Annotated in this window: 19 protein-coding genes and 1 tRNA gene; 12 read left to right on the forward strand and 8 right to left on the reverse strand. The window is 70.0% G+C overall.

Annotated features, from left to right (window positions below; genetic code table 11):
• Positions 1 to 259 precede the first annotated feature (259 nt).
• Both K2X24_RS01470 and K2X24_RS01475 read left to right on the forward strand, forming a co-directional pair.
• Positions 260 to 3,643 carry a hypothetical protein gene (locus tag K2X24_RS01470; protein ID WP_292493986.1) on the forward strand — a complete coding sequence of 1,128 codons (3,384 nt, stop codon included), beginning with the start codon at positions 260 to 262 and terminating at the stop codon, positions 3,641 to 3,643.
• A gap of 172 nt (positions 3,644 to 3,815) precedes the next feature.
• Positions 3,816 to 3,989, forward strand: coding sequence for a DUF3606 domain-containing protein (locus K2X24_RS01475; RefSeq protein ID WP_238279432.1), 174 nt, complete (start codon positions 3,816 to 3,818; stop codon positions 3,987 to 3,989).
• Between the two features lie 92 nt (positions 3,990 to 4,081).
• On the opposite strand, the gene fliP is transcribed toward K2X24_RS01475, so the two are convergent.
• Together fliP and K2X24_RS01485 are read right to left on the reverse strand one after the other, a co-directional pair.
• Positions 4,082 to 4,849 (reverse strand): flagellar type III secretion system pore protein FliP, encoded by a 768-nt coding sequence (gene fliP / locus K2X24_RS01480; RefSeq protein WP_292493989.1) that lies wholly within the window; start codon positions 4,847 to 4,849, stop codon positions 4,082 to 4,084.
• Between the two features lie 88 nt (positions 4,850 to 4,937).
• Entirely contained in the window at positions 4,938 to 6,398 is a 1,461-nt protein-coding gene (locus K2X24_RS01485; RefSeq protein ID WP_292493991.1) for a hypothetical protein, read from the reverse strand.
• Positions 6,399 to 6,756: 358 nt separating this feature from the next.
• Here K2X24_RS01485 and K2X24_RS01490 point away from each other — a divergent pair, with 358 nt between their 5' ends.
• The 9 genes from K2X24_RS01490 (at position 6,757) to recA (ending at position 15,056) form a co-directional block, all read left to right on the forward strand.
• Positions 6,757 to 7,242, forward strand: coding sequence for a nucleoside deaminase (locus K2X24_RS01490; RefSeq protein WP_292493992.1), 486 nt, complete (start codon positions 6,757 to 6,759; stop codon positions 7,240 to 7,242).
• 332 nt (positions 7,243 to 7,574) lie between these two features.
• On the forward strand, positions 7,575 to 7,997 hold the full coding sequence (gene flgB, locus K2X24_RS01495) for a flagellar basal body rod protein FlgB (RefSeq protein WP_292493994.1): 423 nt from the start codon (positions 7,575 to 7,577) through the stop codon (positions 7,995 to 7,997).
• A gap of 35 nt (positions 7,998 to 8,032) precedes the next feature.
• Complete coding sequence (flgC, locus tag K2X24_RS01500; RefSeq protein ID WP_292493996.1) at positions 8,033 to 8,443, forward strand: flagellar basal body rod protein FlgC; 411 nt, start codon at positions 8,033 to 8,035, stop codon at positions 8,441 to 8,443.
• Between the two features lie 28 nt (positions 8,444 to 8,471).
• Positions 8,472 to 8,786, forward strand: a complete 315-nt coding sequence (fliE, locus tag K2X24_RS01505) for a flagellar hook-basal body complex protein FliE (protein ID WP_292493998.1) — start codon at positions 8,472 to 8,474, stop codon at positions 8,784 to 8,786.
• A 76-nt stretch (positions 8,787 to 8,862) separates the two neighbouring features.
• Positions 8,863 to 9,129, forward strand: coding sequence for a flagellar biosynthesis protein FliQ (gene fliQ, locus K2X24_RS01510; protein WP_292493999.1), 267 nt, complete (start codon positions 8,863 to 8,865; stop codon positions 9,127 to 9,129).
• Between the two features lie 18 nt (positions 9,130 to 9,147).
• Entirely contained in the window at positions 9,148 to 9,912 is a 765-nt protein-coding gene (gene fliR, locus K2X24_RS01515) for a flagellar biosynthetic protein FliR (protein WP_292494002.1), read from the forward strand.
• A gap of 24 nt (positions 9,913 to 9,936) precedes the next feature.
• Complete coding sequence (gene flhB / locus K2X24_RS01520; RefSeq protein ID WP_292494004.1) at positions 9,937 to 11,004, forward strand: flagellar biosynthesis protein FlhB; 1,068 nt, start codon at positions 9,937 to 9,939, stop codon at positions 11,002 to 11,004.
• A gap of 135 nt (positions 11,005 to 11,139) precedes the next feature.
• Complete coding sequence (gene cckA, locus K2X24_RS01525) at positions 11,140 to 13,821, forward strand: cell cycle histidine kinase CckA (RefSeq protein ID WP_292494006.1); 2,682 nt, start codon at positions 11,140 to 11,142, stop codon at positions 13,819 to 13,821.
• Between the two features lie 143 nt (positions 13,822 to 13,964).
• Positions 13,965 to 15,056 carry a recombinase RecA gene (recA, locus tag K2X24_RS01530; RefSeq protein ID WP_292494008.1) on the forward strand — a complete coding sequence of 364 codons (1,092 nt, stop codon included), beginning with the start codon at positions 13,965 to 13,967 and terminating at the stop codon, positions 15,054 to 15,056.
• Positions 15,057 to 15,179: 123 nt separating this feature from the next.
• On the opposite strand, the gene K2X24_RS01535 is transcribed toward recA, so the two are convergent.
• The 3 genes from K2X24_RS01535 to K2X24_RS01545 form a co-directional block, all read right to left on the reverse strand.
• Positions 15,180 to 15,509 (reverse strand): cytochrome c, encoded by a 330-nt coding sequence (locus K2X24_RS01535; protein WP_292494010.1) that lies wholly within the window; start codon positions 15,507 to 15,509, stop codon positions 15,180 to 15,182.
• Between the two features lies 1 nt (position 15,510).
• Positions 15,511 to 16,800: a PQQ-dependent sugar dehydrogenase gene (locus K2X24_RS01540; RefSeq protein ID WP_292494011.1), complete on the reverse strand. Its 1,290-nt coding sequence runs from the start codon at positions 16,798 to 16,800 to the stop codon at positions 15,511 to 15,513.
• A 129-nt stretch (positions 16,801 to 16,929) separates the two neighbouring features.
• The gene (locus K2X24_RS01545) at positions 16,930 to 17,346 is read right to left on the reverse strand and encodes an MAPEG family protein (RefSeq protein ID WP_292494013.1); all 417 of its coding nucleotides are present in this window, start codon (positions 17,344 to 17,346) and stop codon (positions 16,930 to 16,932) included.
• A 216-nt stretch (positions 17,347 to 17,562) separates the two neighbouring features.
• On the opposite strand from K2X24_RS01545, the gene alaS reads away from it, so the two are divergent.
• On the forward strand, positions 17,563 to 20,226 hold the full coding sequence (gene alaS, locus K2X24_RS01550; protein ID WP_292494015.1) for an alanine--tRNA ligase: 2,664 nt from the start codon (positions 17,563 to 17,565) through the stop codon (positions 20,224 to 20,226).
• Between the two features lie 60 nt (positions 20,227 to 20,286).
• Here the strand turns inward: alaS and K2X24_RS01555 are convergent, their stop codons facing one another.
• The 3 genes from K2X24_RS01555 to K2X24_RS01565 all read right to left on the reverse strand — a co-directional run bounded on the left by K2X24_RS01555 (position 20,287) and on the right by K2X24_RS01565 (position 21,559).
• Complete coding sequence (locus tag K2X24_RS01555) at positions 20,287 to 20,715, reverse strand: DUF2147 domain-containing protein (RefSeq protein ID WP_292494017.1); 429 nt, start codon at positions 20,713 to 20,715, stop codon at positions 20,287 to 20,289.
• An 86-nt stretch (positions 20,716 to 20,801) separates the two neighbouring features.
• Positions 20,802 to 21,353, reverse strand: coding sequence for a hypothetical protein (locus tag K2X24_RS01560; RefSeq protein WP_292494019.1), 552 nt, complete (start codon positions 21,351 to 21,353; stop codon positions 20,802 to 20,804).
• 130 nt (positions 21,354 to 21,483) lie between these two features.
• Positions 21,484 to 21,559 (reverse strand) — tRNA-Ala (locus K2X24_RS01565).

A 21,559-nucleotide genomic window follows, 5' to 3' on the forward strand; every position in this document is an offset into this window, starting at 1 on the left:
GCCGGCGACCTCCATCTGCGGGCGCTGGCCTATGCGGATGTCTATGCCCGGGACATCCCGGCGAACTGCACCCGTGCGGCGGAGAATTTCGGCGAGACCGGCCGCACCATCCCGCGCCTCTTCGCCAAGCGGTGACCCGCGCCGATCCGGCGCATTAAGCGCGCGTTAGCCGCGACGGGGGAGAGTAGCGGAACTTGTAGCGTCCGGCGGCAGGCCCCGTGGAGGGACCGTCCGCCGATCGGGGTTGGCGTATCCTGCGATGGTTCTGCGTGCCGGTCCCGCGATACGACGGCGTCGGCCCTGGACCGGCCTGTTCGCGGCATCGCTGGTCGCCGGGAGCCTGTGGTGCGGCGGTTCCGCCGAAGCGGCGCGCCTGACCGGCATCAAAGGTGCCCAGGCCGAGCGCTACGGACGCATCGTGCTCAGCTTCGACAGCGCGGTCTCCGTCAAGGCGCGGGTCTCCGGTTCCGTGCTGGTGCTGAGCTTTTCGGAGCGCTCGGGTGCCGCCGCCGAGCGTATCGCCTTCGAGATGCCGGATTACGTCTCCGCGGTCCGGCGCGATCCCGACGGGACCGGCTTGCGCCTCGCCCTCCAGAGGCCCTACCGCGTCAACGTTCAGGAGGCGGGCGAGACCGTCTTCGTCGATCTCCTGCCGCAGGACTGGGCCGGGCTGCCGCCGGCCCTGCCGCCCGAGGTCGTGGCCGAGTTGTTCCGGCGGACCCGCGCGGCGGAACTCGCCCTGAAGGCGGCGCGCCCGCCGGTCGAGCCGACGCCGCTGCGCCTCGAACTCGCTCAGCTTCCGACCCTGACCCGGCTCAGCCTGCGTCTGCCCCCCGGGACCACGTCGCCCTTCGACACCGTGGGGCCGGCGACCCGCGTGACCGTGCCGGGCGCCTGGCGGATCGACGACGCCGCCACCCGTGGCCGGCTGAAGCCCGCCATCGAGTCCCTTCAGGTCGAGGCCGATCCCGCCGGTCCGCGCCTCCTCGTGACCCCGGCGCCCGGCTACGAGATCCGCACCTTCCGCGACGAGGACGGCGTCACGGTCGATGTCGCCCGCGTGCCGGCGCCGGACAAGGCCAAGTCGGGACAGGACAAGACCGCTCAGGACGGCGCGGCGCCGGACAAGGCGGGCGGCGAGGCGATCGCCGCTTCGCAGAAGGCCGGCGCCGATGGGGCGAAACCGGCCGAGGCGTCGCGCCCGCGTGGCGCGGCCGGAATCGAGACGCGTGCGAGGCCGCCCTCCGAACCGGTCGTCCAGCGCCCGTCGGGGCCCGGGCTCGTGTTCCCGTTCCAGCGCATGCCCCCCGCCGCCCTGTTCGAGCGGGCCGGCATCGCCAACCTCGTCTTCGAGACCGCCGAGACGGTCGCCGTGCCGGTCGGGGACGCGCTCCTCGCGACCCTGGGCCCGCCGCTGAAGCAGGGCCGCGTCACGGTGCTGCGCTTCCCCGTGCCCCGCGACCGCCTGTTCGACCTCGTCCCCGCCGGGCCGCCGGACGCGCCCACCGGCTGGGAACTCGTGGCCAGCGAGAACCTCGCGGCGAGCGAATCCCTCGCGGCGATCCGCACCACGGACGCGGCGGGTCGCATCGCGGTCTCCATCCACCTCCCGCGCCCGGGAGCGGCCTCCTGGCTCGACCTCGACGGCGAGCGCATCGCGGTGGTGTCGGGCTACGGTCCGAAGCCGGCCGGCATCCCGAAGCGGCAGGTCTTCGTCGATTTCGAACTGTTGCCGAGCCGGCAGGGCGTCGCCGTGCTGGCCCAGGCCGACGACCTCCTCGTGCGCCCCGACGTCGACGGCGTCGCCATCGGCCGGGACGCCGGCATGGCCGTCTCGGGCGTGGCCCGCGCCGCCGAAGGCCCCCTCGGCGTCCTGAGCGATCTCGCCATCGAGAGGGGTCCCTGGGAGGCGGCCCAGCGCGGGGACGTGCGCGAATTGCTCCGCGATCAGCTTCAGGCCGCTGCCGACGCGCCCCGCGCCGCACGCGGTCCGCTTCGGATGATGCTGGCGCGCAGCCTTCTCTCCAACCGCCTGGCGATCGAGGGTCTCGGCGTGTTGAAGGCCGCGGCCGGCGAGGATCCGGTTCTGGCCGGACAGCGCGACGTTGCGATGCTCACCGTCATCGGTCACGCGCTGATGGGGCGGATCGGGGATGCCCGCGGCGGTCTCACCAGCGAGATCCTCCGGAACGACCCGGAAGCGCGCCTGTGGCAGGCTTATCTCGATGCCGTGGAGGGCCGCTGGTCGAACGCCGACACCGCGTTCCGGGCGGCGGCGGGCGTGCTCGACCGCTACCCCGACGACCTTCAGTCCCTGTTGCGGACAGGCGCGGCAGAGGCCGCGATCGAGACCGGCGACTGGGATGCGGCGAACCGGCAGATCATCGCCGCGAGCCGGGGCGCCGACCGGCCGATCCAGGAAAACCTCGCCCTCCTGCGCGCCCGGATCGACGAGGTCACCGGACAGACCGTCGCCGCCCTCGACGCCTACGAGCGGCTGAGCGGGAGCACCGAACCCGGCATTGCCGCGGCAGCGCGGCTGCGCGCGACGATGCTGGGCCACGCTGCGGGCAAGATCCCGGTGGCGGAGGCCATCGACCGGCTCGAGGTGCTGGCCCTGTCCTGGCACGGCGGCGACCTCGAGGCCCGGACCATCGCGAGCCTGGCCAAGCTCTATGTCGAGGGCGGCCGCTGGCGCCAGGCATTCCTGACCGCGCGGCGCGCCGACGCCATGGGCCGGGACACGGCCCTGGTGCGGGAGGTGCACGATCTGGCGCAGGGCCTGTTCGACGACCTCTTCCTCGGCGAGCGGAGCTCGAAGCTCACCGGCATCGAGGCCCTGGCGCTGTATTTCGACTTCAAGGACTTCGCCCCGATCGGGCGACGCGGCGACGAGATCGTGCGGCGCCTCGCGGACCGGCTGGTGGAACTGGATCTGCTCGATTCGGCCGGCGAACTCCTGCAGCATCAGGTCGACCATCGCCTGCAGGGCGCGAGCCGGGCGAGCGTGGCCGCGCGCCTCGCCGCGATCCGGCTGATGGACGACAAGCCGCTCCAGGCGCTCCAGAGCCTCGACGCGACCTATCTGCCGGAACTGCCCGAGGACTTGCGCCGGGCGCGCTCCCTCCTGCGCGCAAGGGCGCTCTCGGACCTGTCGCGCACCGACCTCGCCCTGGAGACCATCGAGGGCGAGCCCGGCACGGATGCGGCCCGCCTGCGCGCCGACATCCTCTGGACCGGGCGGCGCTGGCGGGAGGCTGGCGAGGCGCACGAGGCCCTGGTGGGCGAGGCCTGGCGCCGGCGCGCGCCCCTCGACGACACCGCCCGCACCGACATTCTCCGCACCGCCATCGCGTACGGGCTCGCGGGCGAGACCCTCGGCCTCGAACGCCTGCGGGCGAAGTTCGCCGGCCCCATGGCCGAGAGCGTCGATGCCCGCACCTTCGCGCTCCTCACCCAGGCCAACGCCGTGCGCACCGCCGGCTTCCGCGAGATCGCCCAGAAGGCGACCAGCGCCGAGACCCTGCAGGCCTTCCTGTCGGAATATCGCAAGCGCTACCCCGAGAGCGCCGTGCCGGCGCCGGCCAAGCGCGATGCGGATGCCCGCGCCGACGCGCAAGGACCCGCGACCCCGCCCGGCTGAAGTACCGGACGCATCCACGCACGGGCCCGTGATGCTGCGGCGTAAAAGCCTCTCACGATTCGTGAAATTCGCGTCGTGTCGCGGCAACAAAAGCGCGGAGGCGACGTTCTCAATCCAATCGCATCCCTTATTGCGGCGACCCCGACGCGCCCCGCACATCAAAGGCTTCGCCATGCTCACGGAACCTCTCGATTCGAAGTCCGGCAAGACCCATCTCGACATCTACGACAGCCAGCAGCGCAGCACGATGGCCTCACGCCTCGGCGTTTCCGAGGACCGCCTGAAGCGGGCCGTGCGTCTCGTGGGCAGCCGCATCACCACCCTGAAGAGCTACCTGGAGCGCTGATCCGCGCCGCGATACGGGATGGACACGTGAGGGCGCCCCCAGGGGGCGCCCTTTTGCTTTTGAAGGGTGCTTCTGCCGACGGGGAGCCCTGCTCAGACGCCGTAGCTCTGGATCAGCGACCCGGCCACCAGGGTCCAGCCGTCCACCAGGACGAAGAAGATCAGCTTGAAGGGCAGGGCGACGGTGGCCGGCGGCACCATCATCATGCCCACCGCCATCAGGATCGAGGCCACCACGAGGTCGATGATCAGGAACGGAATGAACAGCAGGAAGCCGATCTCGAAGGCCCGGCGCAGTTCCGAGATCATGAAGGCGGGGGTGAGGACTTCGAGCCCGACGGCCTCGGGTCCGGCCGGCAGGGGAGCCTTGGCCATGTCGAGGAAGAGCTTGAGGTCCTTCTCGCGGACGTTTCGCAGCATGAAGGTCTTGAACGGGGCCGAGGCGCGCTCGAAGGCGACGCTCTGGGTGATCTGCCCGGCGATCAGCGGCTCGATGCCGGTGCGGTAGGCCTCCCGCCCCACCGGCGCCATCACGAAGGCGGTGAGAAACAGCGCCAGACTGGTGATGACCGCGTTGGGCGGCGCGCTCTGCGTGCCGAGCGCCGAGCGCAGGATCGACAGCACCACGATAATCCGCGTGAAGGACGTCGCCATCACGAGGACCGAAGGGGCGAGCGCCAGGACGGTGAGGAGCGCGACGAGCTGAAGCGCGCGCTCGGTGACACCGCCGGTGCCGAGATCGACCGAAAGGCTCTGGGCGTGCGCGGCACCCGTCGCCAGGGACAGGCCCGCCCCGGCGAGGATCGACGGCGCGAAGGTTCGGCGCAGGAAGCGATTCGAGCGGTACAGGGCGGGTGTCATGCCGATTCCGGTAGGTGCGACGCGGCTCGGCCGCGCGCTTCTCTTATCACCCGGGCCCCGGCGCGCACCCCCTTCGCGCCGCACGCGCCTAATGCTTGCGGTCGAGGGGGCGTCCGAGCAGACGAGCGAACTCGGCCTCGATTTCCTCCACCGAGAAGGGATTCGGGCTCGCGGGGGCAGGGGCGGGAACAGGCGACTCAGGGGGGGTCGGCAGGGGGGCCTCGGCCAGGGGCGGGGCGGGCACCGGTTCCTCCATTCGAGGCGCATCCGCAACTGCGGCGTGGATCACCGGCTCCTCGTAGGGCGTCACCGCGACGGGAGCCTCCGGCGCGGGGAGATCGACGAAGACCGGTTCCGACGGCTCGGGCTCCTGCATGGCGGAATGCGTCGCGGGTTCGGCTTCGCGGAACAGGCTCTCGTCCAACGCCTGTTCGGGCGTGGGCTCGGGCTGCGCGGCGGTGGCGGCCATCGCGGCGGCAATCGGGTCGACCGACTCCGCAGGTCGCGGATGATCGGGCGCAGAGGCGAGGACGGGCTCGGGCGGCGGTGCGAAGGCGGTCTGAGCGGCGTCATGCGAAACCGGCTCGGGCTCGGGCTGCGCCGGAGGTTCGGACTGATGCCCGGCTTCGGCCGCATGTGGGGTGTCCGGCTGATGCGGGGCTTCGGACGGCATGGGCGCGGGCGCGGCGGGACGCACCGCCGCCGAGGGCCGGCGCAGGGCCTCCTCCAACTGCCGGGCCATGTCGGACAGGATCGCGGCGTCGATCGCCCGGGTGGCGGGGGGGGCGACCACCGGAGCGGGCGCCTCGGGGATAGGCGCGGGTGCCGGCTCCGGCTGGCTTACAGGCATCCGGACCCGCTCGGCGAGGGCGGCGGGTACGAGATTGACGAGGGACGGCGGTGCCCGGCGGATCACCCGCGCGAGCTGCGATTCCTTGCGGGGCGGCGTTTCGCTCGGCGGGGCGGGGCGGAACAGGTCTTCGGGGGCCGGCTGCGGCGGTAGGTCAAGGGGCCGCGCGACGGCGGGGATCGCCTCGGATCCGGGCATGGGTGCCGGGATCACGACGGGCATCTCGAAGCTCGGCTCGCGATAGCCCATGGCCGACCCCTGGGGCGGCAGGGCCTGCGGCGGCGAGGCCTGAGGAAAGTCCACCTGCGGGCCGGGGCGCTGCGCGATCGGCGCGACCATGTCCTGAACGGGATCGGCGGGCTCGTCGTAGGCGGTCTCTTCGGTCGCCAGCCGGGCGTTCATGCCGCGCGTGATGTTTCGTTCGACCACGACGTCGTTGGGGCCGCCGACGAGAAGCAGGTGCTCGACGTTGTCGCGCCGCAGGAGGATCAGCTGACGCTGCCGATCCAGTTCGTAGATGTCCACAATTCCAAGGCGCGGCTGGCGCCCGCGTGCCGCGGTCTTGCTCGCGAAGTCGGTGCCGCGTCCGGTGAAGCGCCGCAGCACGAGGAGGCCCGCCGCCAGAACCAGGAAGATGATCGCAAAGATGATCGCGAACTGAAGGGAGAAGGGGCCATCCGAGCTGAAGAACGATGACAAGACCAGGGTCTCTCGCTTTTAGGGGCTCGTGGCCCGACGCAACACACGTCGTTTCAGTATCATGGCACCGCCGGTGCGGGGCAATAACGTTAAGACTTCGTTAACAGCTCCTTTGCGGGGTCCGGGTCGCTCCGGCGCAACAAGGGCTTGCCCGACCGTCGAGGCCCGCCGCTCGCTCCGATCGCAGGCCTGCGGCCGGGCCGTTTTTCCGGGGTGGAGACGAGACGCGCCTCGAATCCGGATGATCCGCGCGGGATAGGGTCGGCCGCACGGCGAAACCCGAAGCGGGTCTCGGATCGGGACCCCGCGCGGGTGCCGCCGCGTTGGCGTCCCGAAGAGTTTGAGGGAGACCGGACCCGTGCCCCCAGAAGATGCCCGCCACGACGATCACCTGCGCGATGCCGTCGCCCTGGCCCGTGAGAACGTCCGCTCGGGCGGTCGGCCCTACGGGGCGGTGATCGTGCGCGACGGAACGGTGCTGGCCCGGTCGGTGAACACGATCGCGCTGACGAACGACCCCACCGATCACGCCGAGATGGTGGCCCTGCGCGAGGTCAGCCGCCGCCTCGGCACACCGAAGCTCGAGGGCTGCATCGTCTACGCGAGCGGTCGGCCCTGCCCGATGTGCCACGCGGCCATGCGCCTGTCCGGCATCCGCGAGGCCTACTTCGCCTTCAGCGCGGAGGAGGGTGCGGAGTATGGACTCCTCGGGGCCGGCATCTACGCCGAGCTGTGCCGCCCCCTCGCCAAGCAGCCGATGCGGGTATCGCACCGCCCGGTCGCGGAGGCGGAGCACCCCTACGCGCTCTGGCGCGATCGCCAATCCCCCGCGCGGGAGGGCTGAACCCGTGACCGGGCCGCGCTGGATCCCCTGCCCGGCGGTCTCGCTTTTCCTCGCGGCAGCGGTCACCGTCGGAGTGCTCTGGAGCCAGGGCGCGATGCGCGCGTCCCGCGACGATGCGCTTGGGCCCGGGGCACCGGCCGCCTGCGCACCCCTGAACCCGATCGTCCCCCCGCCGCCGGAATGCCCACTGGCCCGCCCGCCGACGCAGCGCGAGCCCTGACCCCGAAGCTCCAATCTCCTGGCTGATCTTAACGCGGCGTTAACCATGGGGGCGGCAGATTTTGCCGGTCCCACCGGGCAGATTCTTCCGGGCGTGGGGAGGGGTCGCCACCATGTCCGTCACCGACCTTCCCATCCTCGGCATGCTGCGCACCCGCATGCAGTGGCACCAGACCCGCCAGAAACTGATCGCCGAGAACGTGGCCAACGCGGACATGCCCGGTTTCAAGCCGCGCGACCTCGCGAACCCCGAGCTCGGGCGTTCGGGGGGCGGTCTCGCGCAGCCCGCGGGCGCCGCCACGGGCGCGGGCCTCGCGGTGACCAACGCCGCCCATATCGGACCCGCCGGAGGGCCGGAGGGGCCGGGCGCCGACCCGCGCCGGGTGAAGGGCTTCGAGATCCGGCCGAGCGGCAACGGCGTCAATCTCGAGGAAGAGATGATGAAGGCCGGCGAAAACCAGGCGGATTACCAGATGGCCGCCTCACTCTACCAGAAGAGCCTCGAGACCTTGAAGATCGCCATCGGGAAACGTTGAGCGATGATGTCGGCTGACCGGACGGAGGGCGCCCCGTGGACTTCCTGAAATCTCTGACCAGCGCGGCCTCGGGCCTCAAGGCTCAGTCGAGCCGGATGCGGGTCATCGCCGAGAACATCGCCAATGCGGATTCGGCGCCCACCGCCCCCGGCGCCGAGCCCTACCGCCGCAAGATCCCGACCTTTCGCAGCCAGGTCGACCGCGAGACCGGGGCGTCCGTGATCGAGACGGGGCGCGTCCGTCGCGACACCGCACCGTTCCGCACCAAGTACGAACCCGGCAACCCGAACGCCAACGCCAGGGGCGAGGTCGCGATGCCCAACGTCAACGGGCTGATCGAGAACATGGACATGCGCGAGGCCCAGCGCTCCTACGAGGCCAATCTCAACATGATCACGGCGACCCGCCGGATGGTCGCCAAGACCCTCGAGATCCTCAAGGCCTGACTCTCGCTCCACCTGAAAGCCCGCCGCCATGACCACCAACGCCTTCGCTGCCGGCGCCTACGCGGCGATCCAGAACATCGGCGCCAAGGGCGCGCCCAAGATCGCGCCGGCCGCGCAGGCCGGGGGCTCGAACTTCACGTCGCTCCTGTCCTCGACCCTGGAATCCGTCGGCGAGGCGGGGCGCCGGGCCGACGGTCAAGCCATGGCGGTGGCGGGGGGCAAGGCCAACGTCGTCGATGTCGTCACCGCCGTGGCCGAGAGCGAGACCGCCCTGCAGACCCTCGTGGCCGTGCGAGACCGCGTGATCTCGGCCTACGAGGAAATCATGCGCATGCAGATCTAGCCCGACGATCCTGACCGACCGCAGCCCCCCCTTCTTTCGTATCCCGTTCGCCCATCCGCGAGATGACATCGCCCTCATGACCGGTCTCGCCATCATCGACGTCGCCCGCGACGGAATCTTCGTCTTCCTCAAGGTCGCCGGGCCGAGCATGATCGTGGCCCTGGTGGTCGGGCTCGTGGTCTCCCTGGTCCAGGCGCTCACGCAGATCCAGGAGCAGACCCTGATCTACGTGCCCAAGATCGTAGCGGTGTTCGCCACCCTGCTCCTGACGCTGCCGTTCATGGGCGATGCGCTCGGCAGCTACATGACGCGCATCGCGGCGCGCATCGTGTCCGGCGGCTAGAGCCTGCTATGAGAGGCCATGAACCTCCTCCTGCCGGGCATCGCGGCGGCCTACCTCCTCACCTTCGCGCGGATCGGCACCCTGGTGATGCTGATGCCGGGGATCGGCGAGCAGATGGTCTCGCCGCGCCTGCGCCTCGCCTTCGCGCTGCTGCTGACGCTGATCCTGTTCCCGACCGTGCGCCCGCTCCTGCCGATGCAGGGCGGCGCCATCGCGGGGCCGGGCCTGATCGCGCTCCTCATCGGCGAGTTGCTGGTGGGCCTCATGCTCGGGCTGACCGTGCGCATGCTGCTCGCCGCCCTGCAGACGGGGGGCATGATCATCTCGCAGCAGCTCGGCCTGTCCTACGCCATGACGGTGGATCCGACGCAGGGCGGACAGCAGGCGGCGATCGGCAATTTTCTGACCCTTCTGGGGGTCACGCTGATCATGGCGAGCGACCTGCACCACGTGGCCCTGGAGGCGATCGGGCGCAGCTACGTGCTGTTGCCGCCGGACGGGGTACCGGGCCTCGGGGAGGCGGCGAGCCTCGCCCTCAAGGCGGTCACGCGGGGCTTCGCGCTGGGCGTGCAGATCGCCGCGCCCTTCATTGCCTTCGGCATCCTGTTCAACGTGGGCCTCGGGGTGCTGGCGCGTCTGATGCCCCAGATGCAGGTGTTCTTCGTGGCCGTTCCGGCCTCGGTCCTCATCGGCATGCTGGTGCTGTTCGGCAGCCTCGGCGTGATGATGGGCGTCTTCCTGGACGATATGGGGCGCTATCTTGGCGATCTCACCGGGCGCTGAGCCCGGGCCGGGGGGCCTGATCCGATGTCGGACGAGGCCGATCCGGAGGACAAGACCGAAGACCCGACCCCACGGCGGATCGAGAAGGCGATCGAGCAGGGCAACGTCCCCAATAGCCCCGAGATCAACACCTTCTTCATCCTGGCCGCCTTCACCATGGCTCTGCTGATGGCCTCCGGCTCCATCGCGCAAGGGCTCCTGGCGAGCCTGCGCAGCTTCCTGATGAACGCGCACCAGGTCCCCTCGGACCCGACCGCCTACACGGAGATGGGCACCCGCATGCTCATCATCTGCGCGCAGGCGCTGGTGGTGCCCGTGGCCCTCGTGGTGGTGGCCGGGCTCGCGGCGGGCTTCGCGCAGCACCCGTTCGTGTTCAGCACCGAGGCGCTCGGACCCAAATGGGACCGGATCTCGCCCATGGCCGGGGTCAAGCGCATCTTCGGGATGCAGGCGCTGTTCCAGTTCGTTAAGGGGCTGGCCAAGCTCGGCATGGTGGGGATCGTCGGCGGCACCATCCTGTGGGGCGAGCGCGACCAGCTCGAGGTGTTCGTGCGCCTCGATCCCATCGCCATCCTGGCGGCGATCCTCGGCCTCGCCCTGAAGATGATGGCCGGCATGCTCTGCGTCTTCGTCGCCATCGCGCTCGGTGACGCCCTCTACCAGCGTTACAGCTGGCGCCAGCGTCTGCGCATGTCCAAGGAGGAGATGAAGCAGGAGCACAAGGAGAGCGAGGGCAGCCCCGAGGTGAAGGGCCGCATGAAGCAGTTGCGCGCCCAGCGCGTGAAGAAGCGCATGATGGCGGCCGTGCCCGACGCCACCGTCATCGTCACCAACCCGACCCACTACGCCGTGGCCCTGCGCTACGAGGCCGGCATGGCCGCGCCGATCTGCGTCGCCAAGGGCGTCGACAGCCTCGCCCTCAAGATCCGCGCGGTCGCCAAGGAGCACGACGTGCCCATCCTGGAGAACCCGCCGCTCGCCCGCGCCCTGCACGCCACCGTGGAGATCGACCAGGAGATCCCCGCCGAGCACTACCGGGCGGTGGCGGAAGTCATCGGGTACGTGATGCGCCTGCGCCGTCGCGTCGCGTGAGGAGTCGCGCTCGGGCCCGCCACCCTTTATGCACCTTCTTTCATGAGAATTCCCGGCACCTTGCGCCGGTTTGCCCTTGTGGCGACGCCGAGCGGGGCGCTAACCGGAATGGCATCAGGAGTGGATCGGCGGCGGATGGGCGAGTTCAGCGGACCGGGTAAGCCCGCGTCGAACGCGATCGATCGTTCCGAGCGGCCGGGGCGGGTGGGCCTGCTGCTCGTGCTGGCGGGGCTCCTCGTCGGCGCGGCGGTGGGCCTGTCCTTCGTGGCCAACGAACAGGCGCAGCCGCTCATCCTCGGCCTGCTGGCGCTCCTGGCCATGGCGGGCGTGTTCTGCCTCTTCGCCCTCGCCATCGGGGCGATCCAGCTCGGCGGGCAGACCGCGCGCGACGACATCACCAAGGCCATCGTGGACGCGGCGCCGGACGGCGCCATCGTGGTGGAGGAGGGCGGGCGCCTCATCTACGCCAACGAATCCTACCTGCGCATCGCCGGGGGCGAGACCTTCGCGAGCCTGCCGCCGGTGGAACGGGTCTTCGTCGGCTCGCCCGAGGTCTCCGAGGCGGTCTACCGCCTGGCCCAGGCCGCCCGCGACGGGCTCGGCCATTCGGAAGAGATCCGCATGGCGCCGCCGCCCGGCGGTCCCGAGCGCGCCTTCGCGTGGTTCCGGATCGGGGTGCGGCCCATCGAGCGGCCGCGCCGGCCCGCCACCCTCTGGACGGTGAGCGACATCACGCACGAGCGCGAGCGCCAGGAGAACGTCTTCCAGGAACTCCAGCACGCGATCGATTACCTCGACCACGCGCCCGCCGGCTTCCTGTCGATCGATCCGGCCGGCTCGATCGTCTACATGAACGCGACGCTGGCCGCTTGGCTCGGCTACGACCTCGCCACCGTCGGCTCGGGTGGCCTGCGCCTGCCCGAGATCGCGCCGGGCGCCGACATGCTCACCGCCTCCGAGGGCCTGCCCGGCGAGGTCCGCACCGACCGCTTCGACCTCGACCTGCGCCGCCGCAACGGACATCCGCTGCCGACCCGCCTCTACCACCGCGTCGCCTTCGGCCAGGACGGCCGGCCCGGTCCCTCGCGCACCTTCGTGCTCAACCGCTCGGCGGGCGCCGAGACGGACGAGCCGCAGCGCGTCGCCGAGGTGCGCCTCGCGCGCTTCCTCAACAACAGCCCCATCGCGATCGCGACCCTGGACCAGGCCGGACACATCGCCCGGGCCAACACCTCCTTCGCCCGGCTGTTCGGCGGCCTGCCGCGCCAGGCCCTGCCGGACGGACGCAACGAGCTGCACAGCGAGCCCACCATGTGGGACGCGGTGGCCGAGCGCGACCGGGCCGGTCTCGAGGCCGCGCTCGCCAAGGCGGCGGCCGGTCTGGTCGAGGTGGCGCCGATCGAGATCGCCCTCGCGGGTCCGGGCACGCGCTCGGCCCGGGTCTGGCTCAGCCCGGCCGGCGGCGAGCCGGCCGGCACCCCGCGGGACGACGAGGAGAGCGGCAAGAACGACCGCGAGCGCGTCATCCTCTACGCCCTCGACACCACGGCCCAGCGCCAGCTCGAACAGCAGGTGGCCCAGGCGCAGAAGATGGACACGGTGGGCCAGCTCGCCGGCGGCATCGCGCACGACTTCAACAACGTCCTCCAGGCCATCATCGGCTACTCGGACCTGCTGCTGGCGAGCCACAGGCCGACCGACCCGGCCTTCCAGGACATCATGCAGATCAAGCAGAACGCGAACCGGGCCGCGAGTCTAGTGCGCCAGCTGCTCGCGTTCTCGCGCCGCCAGACCCTGCGCCCGGAGGTGATGAATGTCGGCGAGGCGCTCTCCGACCTCACGCTGCTCCTGAAGCGCCTGCTCGGCGAGCGCGTCGACCTCGACCTCAAGCACGGACGCGACATCTGGCCGATCAAGGCCGACGTGAACCAGTTCGAGCAGGTCATCGTAAACCTGGCGGTCAACGCCCGCGACGCGATGCCGGAGGGCGGGCGCCTGCTCATTCGCACCGCCAACGTGACGCACGACGCCGTGCCGGTGGAGAACCGCCTCGGCATGCCGACCGGCGACCACGTTCTGATCGAGGTTCTCGACACCGGCCAGGGCATCCCGCCCGACGTGATGGAGAAGATCTTCGAGCCGTTCTTCACCACGAAGGAGATCGGCAAGGGCACCGGCCTCGGGCTCTCGACGGTGTTCGGCATCGTCAAGCAGAGCGGCGGCACCATCGACGTGCGCTCGACGGTGGGGGAGGGCACTGCCTTCCGGATCTACTTCCCGCGCCACGAGCCGAGCGCCGAGCCGGCCCCGGAGCCCGAGATCGCGCTTGCGCCTCCCGCCGGCCAAAGCAGCGCCGCCATTGCGGCGAGCCGGCTGAAGGGAACGCCGGAGCTGACACGGCCCGAGGCCGGCAAGCCCACGCCGCGCAAGGTCGCCCAGGACCATACCGGCCAGGGCGTGATCCTGCTGGTGGAGGACGAGGACCCCGTGCGCGCCGTCAACAGCCGTGCCCTCTCGGCGCGCGGCTACACGGTGCTGGAAGCGGCCTCCGGCCTCGATGCGCTTCGCATCATCGCCGAGACCAAGGAGACCATCGACCTCGTCGTGTCGGACGTGGTGATGCCCGAGATGGACGGGCCGACCCTGCTGCGCGAACTGCGCAAGCAATCCCCCGACCTCAAGGTGATCTTCGTCTCCGGCTACGCCGAGGACGCCTTCCGCAAGAACCTGCCGGACGGCGAGGACTTCAACTTCCTGCCCAAGCCGTTCAGCCTGAAGCAGCTCGTCGAGACGGTGAAGGAAACGATCGCGCGCTAGCGATCGCCGGCACACGAAGATTCACCCGGCCCCCCCGAAATCTTCGTGTGCCGGCCTTGTTCATTGAGAACAAAACGGGTACATAATCGGCATCCGAGGCGCATTGAGCCTTGCTCCTCCCCCATGCATAAGGATGCCGACGAATGGCCCAGCCCGCGCTGAAAGTTGTGGAATCCCCGATGGTGGACAAGGACAAGGCCAAGGCGATCGACGCCGCGCTGTCGCAGATCGAGCGGGCCTTCGGCAAAGGCTCGATCATGCGCCTGGGCAAGAACGACAAGGTCGCGGAGGTCGAGGTCATTTCCACGGGTTCGCTCGGGCTCGATATCGCCCTTGGCGTCGGCGGTCTGCCGCGCGGCCGCGTCATCGAGATCTACGGCCCGGAATCCTCGGGCAAGACCACGCTGGCCCTGCACACCATCGCGGAAGCCCAGAAGAAGGGCGGCGTCTGCGCCTTCGTGGATGCCGAGCACGCCCTCGACCCGGTCTACGCGCGCAAGCTCGGCGTGCAACTCGACGACCTCCTGATCTCGCAGCCCGACACCGGCGAGCAGGCCCTGGAGATCACCGACACCCTGGTGCGCTCGGGCGCCATCGACGTACTGGTGGTGGATTCGGTGGCCGCGCTCACACCGCGGGCCGAGATCGAGGGCGAGATGGGCGATAGTCAGCCCGGTCTCCAGGCGCGCCTGATGAGCCAGGCCCTGCGCAAGCTCACGGGCTCGATCTCGCGCTCCAAGTGCATGGTCATCTTCATCAACCAGATCCGCATGAAGATCGGCGTGATGTACGGCAGCCCCGAGACGACCACGGGCGGCAACGCCCTGAAGTTCTACGCCTCGGTCCGCCTCGACATCCGCCGCGTCTCGACCCTGAAGGATCGCGACGAGGCCATCGGCAACCAGGTCCGCGTTAAGGTCGTGAAGAACAAGGTCGCGCCGCCCTTCAAGCAGGTCGAGTTCGACATCATGTTCGGCGAGGGCGTCTCGAAGGTCGGCGAGCTCATCGACCTCGGGGTCAAGGCCGGCATCGTCGAGAAATCCGGCGCCTGGTTCTCCTATGCGAGCCAGCGCCTCGGCCAGGGCCGCGAGAACTCGAAGGGCTTCCTGCGCGACAACCCCGAGATCGCAGGCAAGATCGAGGCGTCGATCCGCCAGAATTCCGGCCTCGTCGCCGAGAAGATCCTCGAGAACGCCAAGCCGACCGAGGACGACCTCGACGAGGGCGAGGCCTGAGAACATCCCTTCCGCCCACGATGCGGAAGGGGCCATCGCAAGAAAGGCCGCCGGGGCGTACCCGGCGGCCTTTCTCGTTTCGAGCATCCCGTTCCGGGATGCCACACGTGACGCGGTCGGGACCTAGCCCGGCGGCAGCACGTCGACCTGGATCGACGCGTAGTAGGCCGCCAGATCGGCGATCTCCCCGTCGCTCAGGGGTTTGGCCACCACGTTCATGATCTCGTTGCGGCGGACACCGTCCCGATACTCTGTCAGCGCCTTGACCAGATAGGGCTCGACCTGTCCGGAGAGGTTCGGTGCCTCGGGCAGCTTCGAGACCCCGTCGAGGCCGTGGCAGGTCTGGCAGGCGATGGCGGACTTGCGGCCGGCCTTCGCGTCACCGGCCCCGGCTTCGGTCGACACGACGGCGAGCCCGCAGAGCAAACCCGCAATGAGACGAGCGGGCGTCATGCTACTTGCCCTCGTAGGAGATCCGGTAGATCGCGCCGGCCGTGTCGTCGGAGACCAGGAGCGACCCGTCGAGGAGAACCGCGACGTCGGTCGGGCGGCCGAGATATTCGCCGTCGGCCGTGAGCCAGCCTTCCGCGAAGGGCTTCGGCGTGCCGGCCTTGCCGTCCTTGTCGATCGCCACGAACATGATCCGCGCGCCGATCGGCTGGGTCCGATTCCAGGAGCCGTGCTCGGCCGTGAAGATGCCGCCCTTGTAGGAGTCGGGGAACATGCGTCCGTTGTAGAAGGTCATGCCGAGATCGGCCGCGTGCGGCGGCAACTCGGCCTGGGGGAACACCACGTCCTTCGGCGGCGCCTCGTCCTTGTACTCGACGGTGCGGACATTCCCACCGCCGAACCACGGGAAGCCGAAGTTCTCGCCCGCCTTGGCGATGCGATTGAGCTCGCCGGGGGGCGTGTCGTCGCCCATGCCGTCCACCTGATTGTCGGTGAACCAGAGGGCCTTGTCGGCGGGATTGAAGTCCATGCCCACCGAGTTGCGGATTCCGGTGGCGTAGACCTCGCGGTTCTTGCCGTCGGCATCCATGCGGATGATGCCGCCGATTCCGGTCTGCGCGTAGAGTTCGCGCTTGGCGGCCGGGGGCACGTTGTAGGGCTGGCCCAGCGAGATGTAGGTCTTGCCGTCCGGGCCGACGCGGCACATCCGAGCTGTGTGGTTGTAGCTCTCCTCTGCGGCTGGGATCAGGTTGCCCTGCTTGACCAGCACGCCGGCGGCGACGTCGGGGCTCTCGTAGAAGAATTCGGCGGCCGGGAAGGACAGGACCCGGTTCTGCTCGACGATGGTGAGGACGCCGTCCTTGGAGAAGCAGACGCCGTTGGGGATCTTGAAGTCGATGCCCGGCGCGAAGGCGCGGACCTCGTCGGCGACCCGGTCCTTGTCGCGGTCCGTGACCGTGAAGACCTTGCTCTTGCGGGTGCCGACGAACAGCACGCCCGCGTTGGGCCCGACCGCGATCGAGCGGGCATCCGGCACCACGGCGTAGAGGTCGATCTTGAAATCGTCCGGGAGCTTGATCTTCGAGAGCGTCTTGCGCAGGGCGTCGGCACGCCGGCCGGTCTGGGGGATTTCCGGCGCCTCGGCGGTGCCGGTGCTCTGCATGCCCGTGAGCTTCTCGAGGGCGTCGGCCTTCGCCTTGGTCTCGGCGGGGGCGGCGCCCTGCGCGAGGGCGCCGGCGGTGAGCGCCAGCGCGGCGCAACCGGCCAGCAGCGTCGCGGTGAGGACCGATCGCATGAATGTCTCCCGGAGTCCGCCCGCATGATCGGGGCGGTTGAGCCCCGACGATATGCGCCTGCCGGGCGTGCCGGCAAGGGGAGGGTGCAAGGGGATGGTGCCAGCGAAGGGGGATCGGTCGCCGACGCCTCAGGGGGTGTAGGGCAGGAGCTTGATGAACAGGCCCCACAGGACGAAGAGGATACCGATGATCGACACGAACCAGACGAGGGAACGCACCTTCGGGACCCCGAAGCCGTAGAGCGGCAGGTAGACGAGACGGGCGAAGAAATAGAGGTAGGCGCCGAGCACTACGGCGGTGTTGTGCCGGCCCGTCGCCACGCAGGCGAGGACGAGGGCGGCGAAGATCGGGAAGGTCTCGAAGAAGTTCTTCGACGCCTTCTCCAGCCGGCTCGCGGCGCCGGTCACCTGGGGCGTCGGTCCCTCGCGGTTGCCGGAGGCCCAGTTGGGGCCGCCGCGCTGCTGCAGCCCGCTCGCGGAGGCGGCGACGATGTGGACCAGCCCGAGCAGGCAGGACCAGGCGAGGAGTCGTATTTCGACCGGCATGGCGGGATGTCCGTGTTGGGATCGGCGGGACGTCTTCCTAGCTTGGCGGTGAGCAAAAGCGAAACGACCGTGACTTGCGCCGGAACGCTCCTTATGAGTGCGCCAGCGTGGGAATCCCGGGACAGCCGGGGTCTTTCCGCGCGCGGCATATGTGCGCCCTGGGCGAGCCCGGTGCGTCCGTAAGCCGGCGGCACCCTACGACAGAGTTGTGATGCGATGAGCGGCGTCAACGAGATCCGGTCGACCTTCCTCGACTACTTCGCCAAGGCCGGCCACGAAGTGGTGCCGTCCTCCTCGCTCGTGCCGCGCAACGACCCGACGCTGATGTTCACCAACGCCGGCATGGTGCAGTTCAAGAACGTCTTCACCGGCGTCGAGAAGCGCCCTTACGACCGCGCGACCACCGCGCAGAAATGCGTCCGGGCCGGCGGCAAGCACAACGACCTCGACAATGTCGGCTACACCGCCCGGCACCACACCTTCTTCGAGATGCTCGGCAACTTCTCTTTCGGCGACTACTTCAAGCCGCGGGCGATCGAGCTGGCCTGGAACCTGATCACCAAGGAGTTCGGCCTCTCCAAGGACCGGCTGCTCGTGACGGTCTATGCCGACGACGACGAGGCCGCCGATCTCTGGCGGAAGATCGCGGGCTTCTCCGACGACCGCATCATCCGCATCGGCACCTCCGACAATTTCTGGCAGATGGGCGATACCGGTCCCTGCGGCCCCTGCTCGGAGATCTTCATCGACCAGGGCCCCTCCCTCCACGGCGGCCCGCCCGGCTCGCCGGACGAGGACGGCGACCGCTTCCTCGAATTCTGGAACCTCGTCTTCATGCAGTACGAGCAGATCGAGCCGGGCAACCGCCTCGCCCTGCCGCGCCCCTCCATCGACACCGGCATGGGCCTCGAGCGCATGGCGGCGATCCTCCAGGGGGTGAAGAGCAACTACGAGACCGACCTGTTCCGGGCCCTGATCGATGCCGTCGCCCACGCGGTCGGCCGGCCGCCGGAGCCCGGCACCCAAGCCTCCTACCGGGTCATCGCCGACCATCTTCGCGCCGCATCCTTCCTCGTGGCCGACGGCGTGCTGCCGGGCAACGAAGGCCGCGGGTACGTTCTGCGCCGCATCATGCGCCGCGCGATGCGCCACGCCGAGCTCCTCGGCTCGCGCGAACCCATGATGTACCGCCTCGTCCCGACGCTGCTGCGCGAGATGGGCCAGGCTTATCCCGAACTGACCCGGGCCGAGGGTCTCATCGCCGAGACCCTGCGCCTGGAGGAGACCCGGTTCCGCCGCACCCTGGAACGCGGCCTCGCGATCCTCGACGCGGAAACCCGCGATCTCTCCTCCGGCCAGAACCTCTCGGGCGAGACCGCCTTCACCCTCTACGACACTTACGGCTTTCCCCTCGACCTCACGCAGGACGCCCTCAAGGCGCGCGGCATCGGCGTCGACACGGACGCGTTCGGGCAGGCGATGGAGCGCCAGCGCAAGGCGGCGCGCGCCGCCTGGACCGGCTCCGGCGAGGCCGCCACCGAGACGGTCTGGTACGGCCTGAAGGAGCGCGTCGGCGCCACCGAGTTCCTCGGTTACGAGACCGAGGGCGCCGAGGGCATCGTCACCGCGCTGCTGCGCGACGGGGCCGAGACCGAGAGCCTGAAGGCGGGCGAGACCGGCCTCGTCCTCGTCAATCAGACCCCCTTCTACGCCGAGTCCGGCGGCCAGGTCGGCGATACCGGCACCCTGTCTGCCTCCGGGTTGAAGGCGCGCGTCACCGCCACGGAGAAGAAGCTCGGCGATCTCTTCGTGCACCACGTCACGGTGGAGGAGGGTACGCTGTCGCTGAACCAGGCGGTGGAACTGGCCGTCGACCATGACCGGCGCTCCGCGATCCGCGCCAATCATTCCGCGACCCACCTGCTGCACGAGGCCCTGCGCCAAGTGCTCGGCGACCACGTCGCCCAGAAGGGCTCGCTGGTCTCGCCCGAGCGCCTACGCTTCGATTTCAGCCACCCGAAGCCCATGGACGAGGCGGAGATCCGCGCCGTCGAAGACATCGCCAACGCGGTGCTCCTGCAGAACACGCCCGTGGTCACCAAACTGATGGCGCAGGACGAGGCCGTGGCCTCCGGCGCCCGCGCGCTGTTCGGCGAGAAGTACGGCGACGAGGTTCGCGTCGTCTCCATGGGTGCCCCTGTGACCGGTGAAACCGGACGCACCAAGGCCTTCTCGGTGGAGCTTTGCGGCGGCACCCACGCGGGCCGCACCGGCGAGATCGGACAGGTCTCCGTCGTCGCCGAGAGCGCGGTCGGTGCGGGTGTACGCCGAATCGAGGCCCTGACGGCGGACGCCGCGCGCCGCTACCGCGCCGAGGAGAGCCGCACGCTCTCGCAGATCGCCGGGCTGCTGAAGGCCTCGCCGACGGATGTGCCGGATCGTCTCGCGGCCCTGATCGAGGACCGCCGCCGCCTCGAGCGCGAACTCACCGATGCCCGCAAGAAGATCGCCATGGGCGGCGCCGGTTCCGGCGCCGATGACTGCATCGCCGAGATCGGCGGCGTGAAGGTGATGGCGCGGGTGGTGGAGGGCGTCGAGATGCGCGACCTCAAGAGCCTCGCCGACGAGGGCAAGACGCGCCTCGGTTCCGGCATCGTCGCCATCGTGGGCGTGGCACCCGACGGCAAGGCCGGGCTCGTGGTCGGAGTTACCTCCGACCTCACCGAACGCTACGACGCCGTGGCCCTGGTGCGGGCCGGCGCCGGGCATCTCGGCGGCAAGGGGGGCGGTGGACGCCGCGACATGGCCCAGGCCGGTGGCCCCGAGGGCGCGGGCGCCCAGGCCGCCATCGAGGCGATTCGGGCGGCCCTGTCGGCCTGATCGCACCCTGGAGGCTTCCGCGATCGCGATCGCGGAGCCCGCTGTGTCGGTCCGACAGGCTCAGTTCACGCGCTTCCAGGTCTGGCGCTTGCAGAACACGCTCATCACGCAGCCCGAGACCTCGACGACGTTCGGGCCCTTGATGGTCACGCTGCCCGCATAAGTCTTGCCGTCGTTCGGGTTGTAGAGCGTCCCCTCGAAGGCATCGCCGCTGGGGGTGCGGGCATCCATGATCTGGACGCCGACCAGATTGCGCGAGCGCAAGGACGCGTCGGGATTCTTGGCGTCGAGGCCGGGGCCGGCCGTGCTCGCCAGGGTGCCGCAATAGCCGGCGCCGCAGCGGGCGATGCGTACCTTCGAGCCGGCGGTCTCCGTCTGCCAGAGGCCCGTGGCGTCGGCGCCCTTCTGTGCCAGCGCCGTACCGTTCAGGGCGAGACCGATCAGTCCCGCGTACCCGATGCGCCGCATTGTCCGCCCGTTGAACGCCATCACGCCGATCCTCGCCCTGTCTGGTCCCTGGGCCGAGGGGCATAGCCCGTGAACCCGCAGGGTGCCAGCCCCCTGGCGACCCGGCCTCAGCCGCGCGCGAGGACGGCCGCCGTGTAGGTCTCGGCCACCTCGCAGAGGGGTTGCCCGTCGGCGCGCAGGAGCAGCGCCGCGACCGTGAAGAGCGGATCGTGCGGGCCGAGGCGCGCTGGCGCCTCGGCCCCGGCGAGCAGGCGCAGATCGAGGTTGCGCCGCGTGGGGCCGAGGGGATGCACCACGCGGCCGAAGGGCGTGTCGCTCGTCTCCAGGAGGTGGTTCATCGCGGGCGTGAGCCGACCCGGAACGTACCAGTTCTCGGCTTCGGAGAGCACGTGACGGCCGCAAGCGAGGCGGACGCGGCGGTAGCGCACCACCGCCCCGCGCGGCAGCTCCAGGCGTTCGCGCTGGGCCAGGGAAACGGGCGTGTCGGGGCCGGGCAGCGCCTGAGCGACGAGATCCGTCGTGGTCAATCCGCGCTCCCGGCACCACGCCTCCAGCACGGCCGTGGCGCTGGGGCCGGCCAGCAGGCGGGCGCAGAGATCGTGGAGGCTCTGGGTGGCCGCGTCGGCCGGGATCGGATCGCCAGGGAGGGACGTCGCCATGAACACCGAACCACGTCCCATCCAACACCATCACGCAGCGTCGCGGCCGCTCGCGCCGGCGGCATTGCGCACCGCAATACGAAGCGTCGGCTGAAAGGTCTACGATGATGTCGGGGGTAGAGAGAAGATTTGGTGGAGCCTAACGGGATCGAACCGATGACCTCTTCCATGCCATGGAAGCGCTCTCCCAGCTGAGCTAAGGCCCC

It is taken from the genome of Methylobacterium sp. (genome assembly GCF_019750675.1).
Classification (GTDB): domain Bacteria; phylum Pseudomonadota; class Alphaproteobacteria; order Rhizobiales; family Beijerinckiaceae; genus Methylobacterium.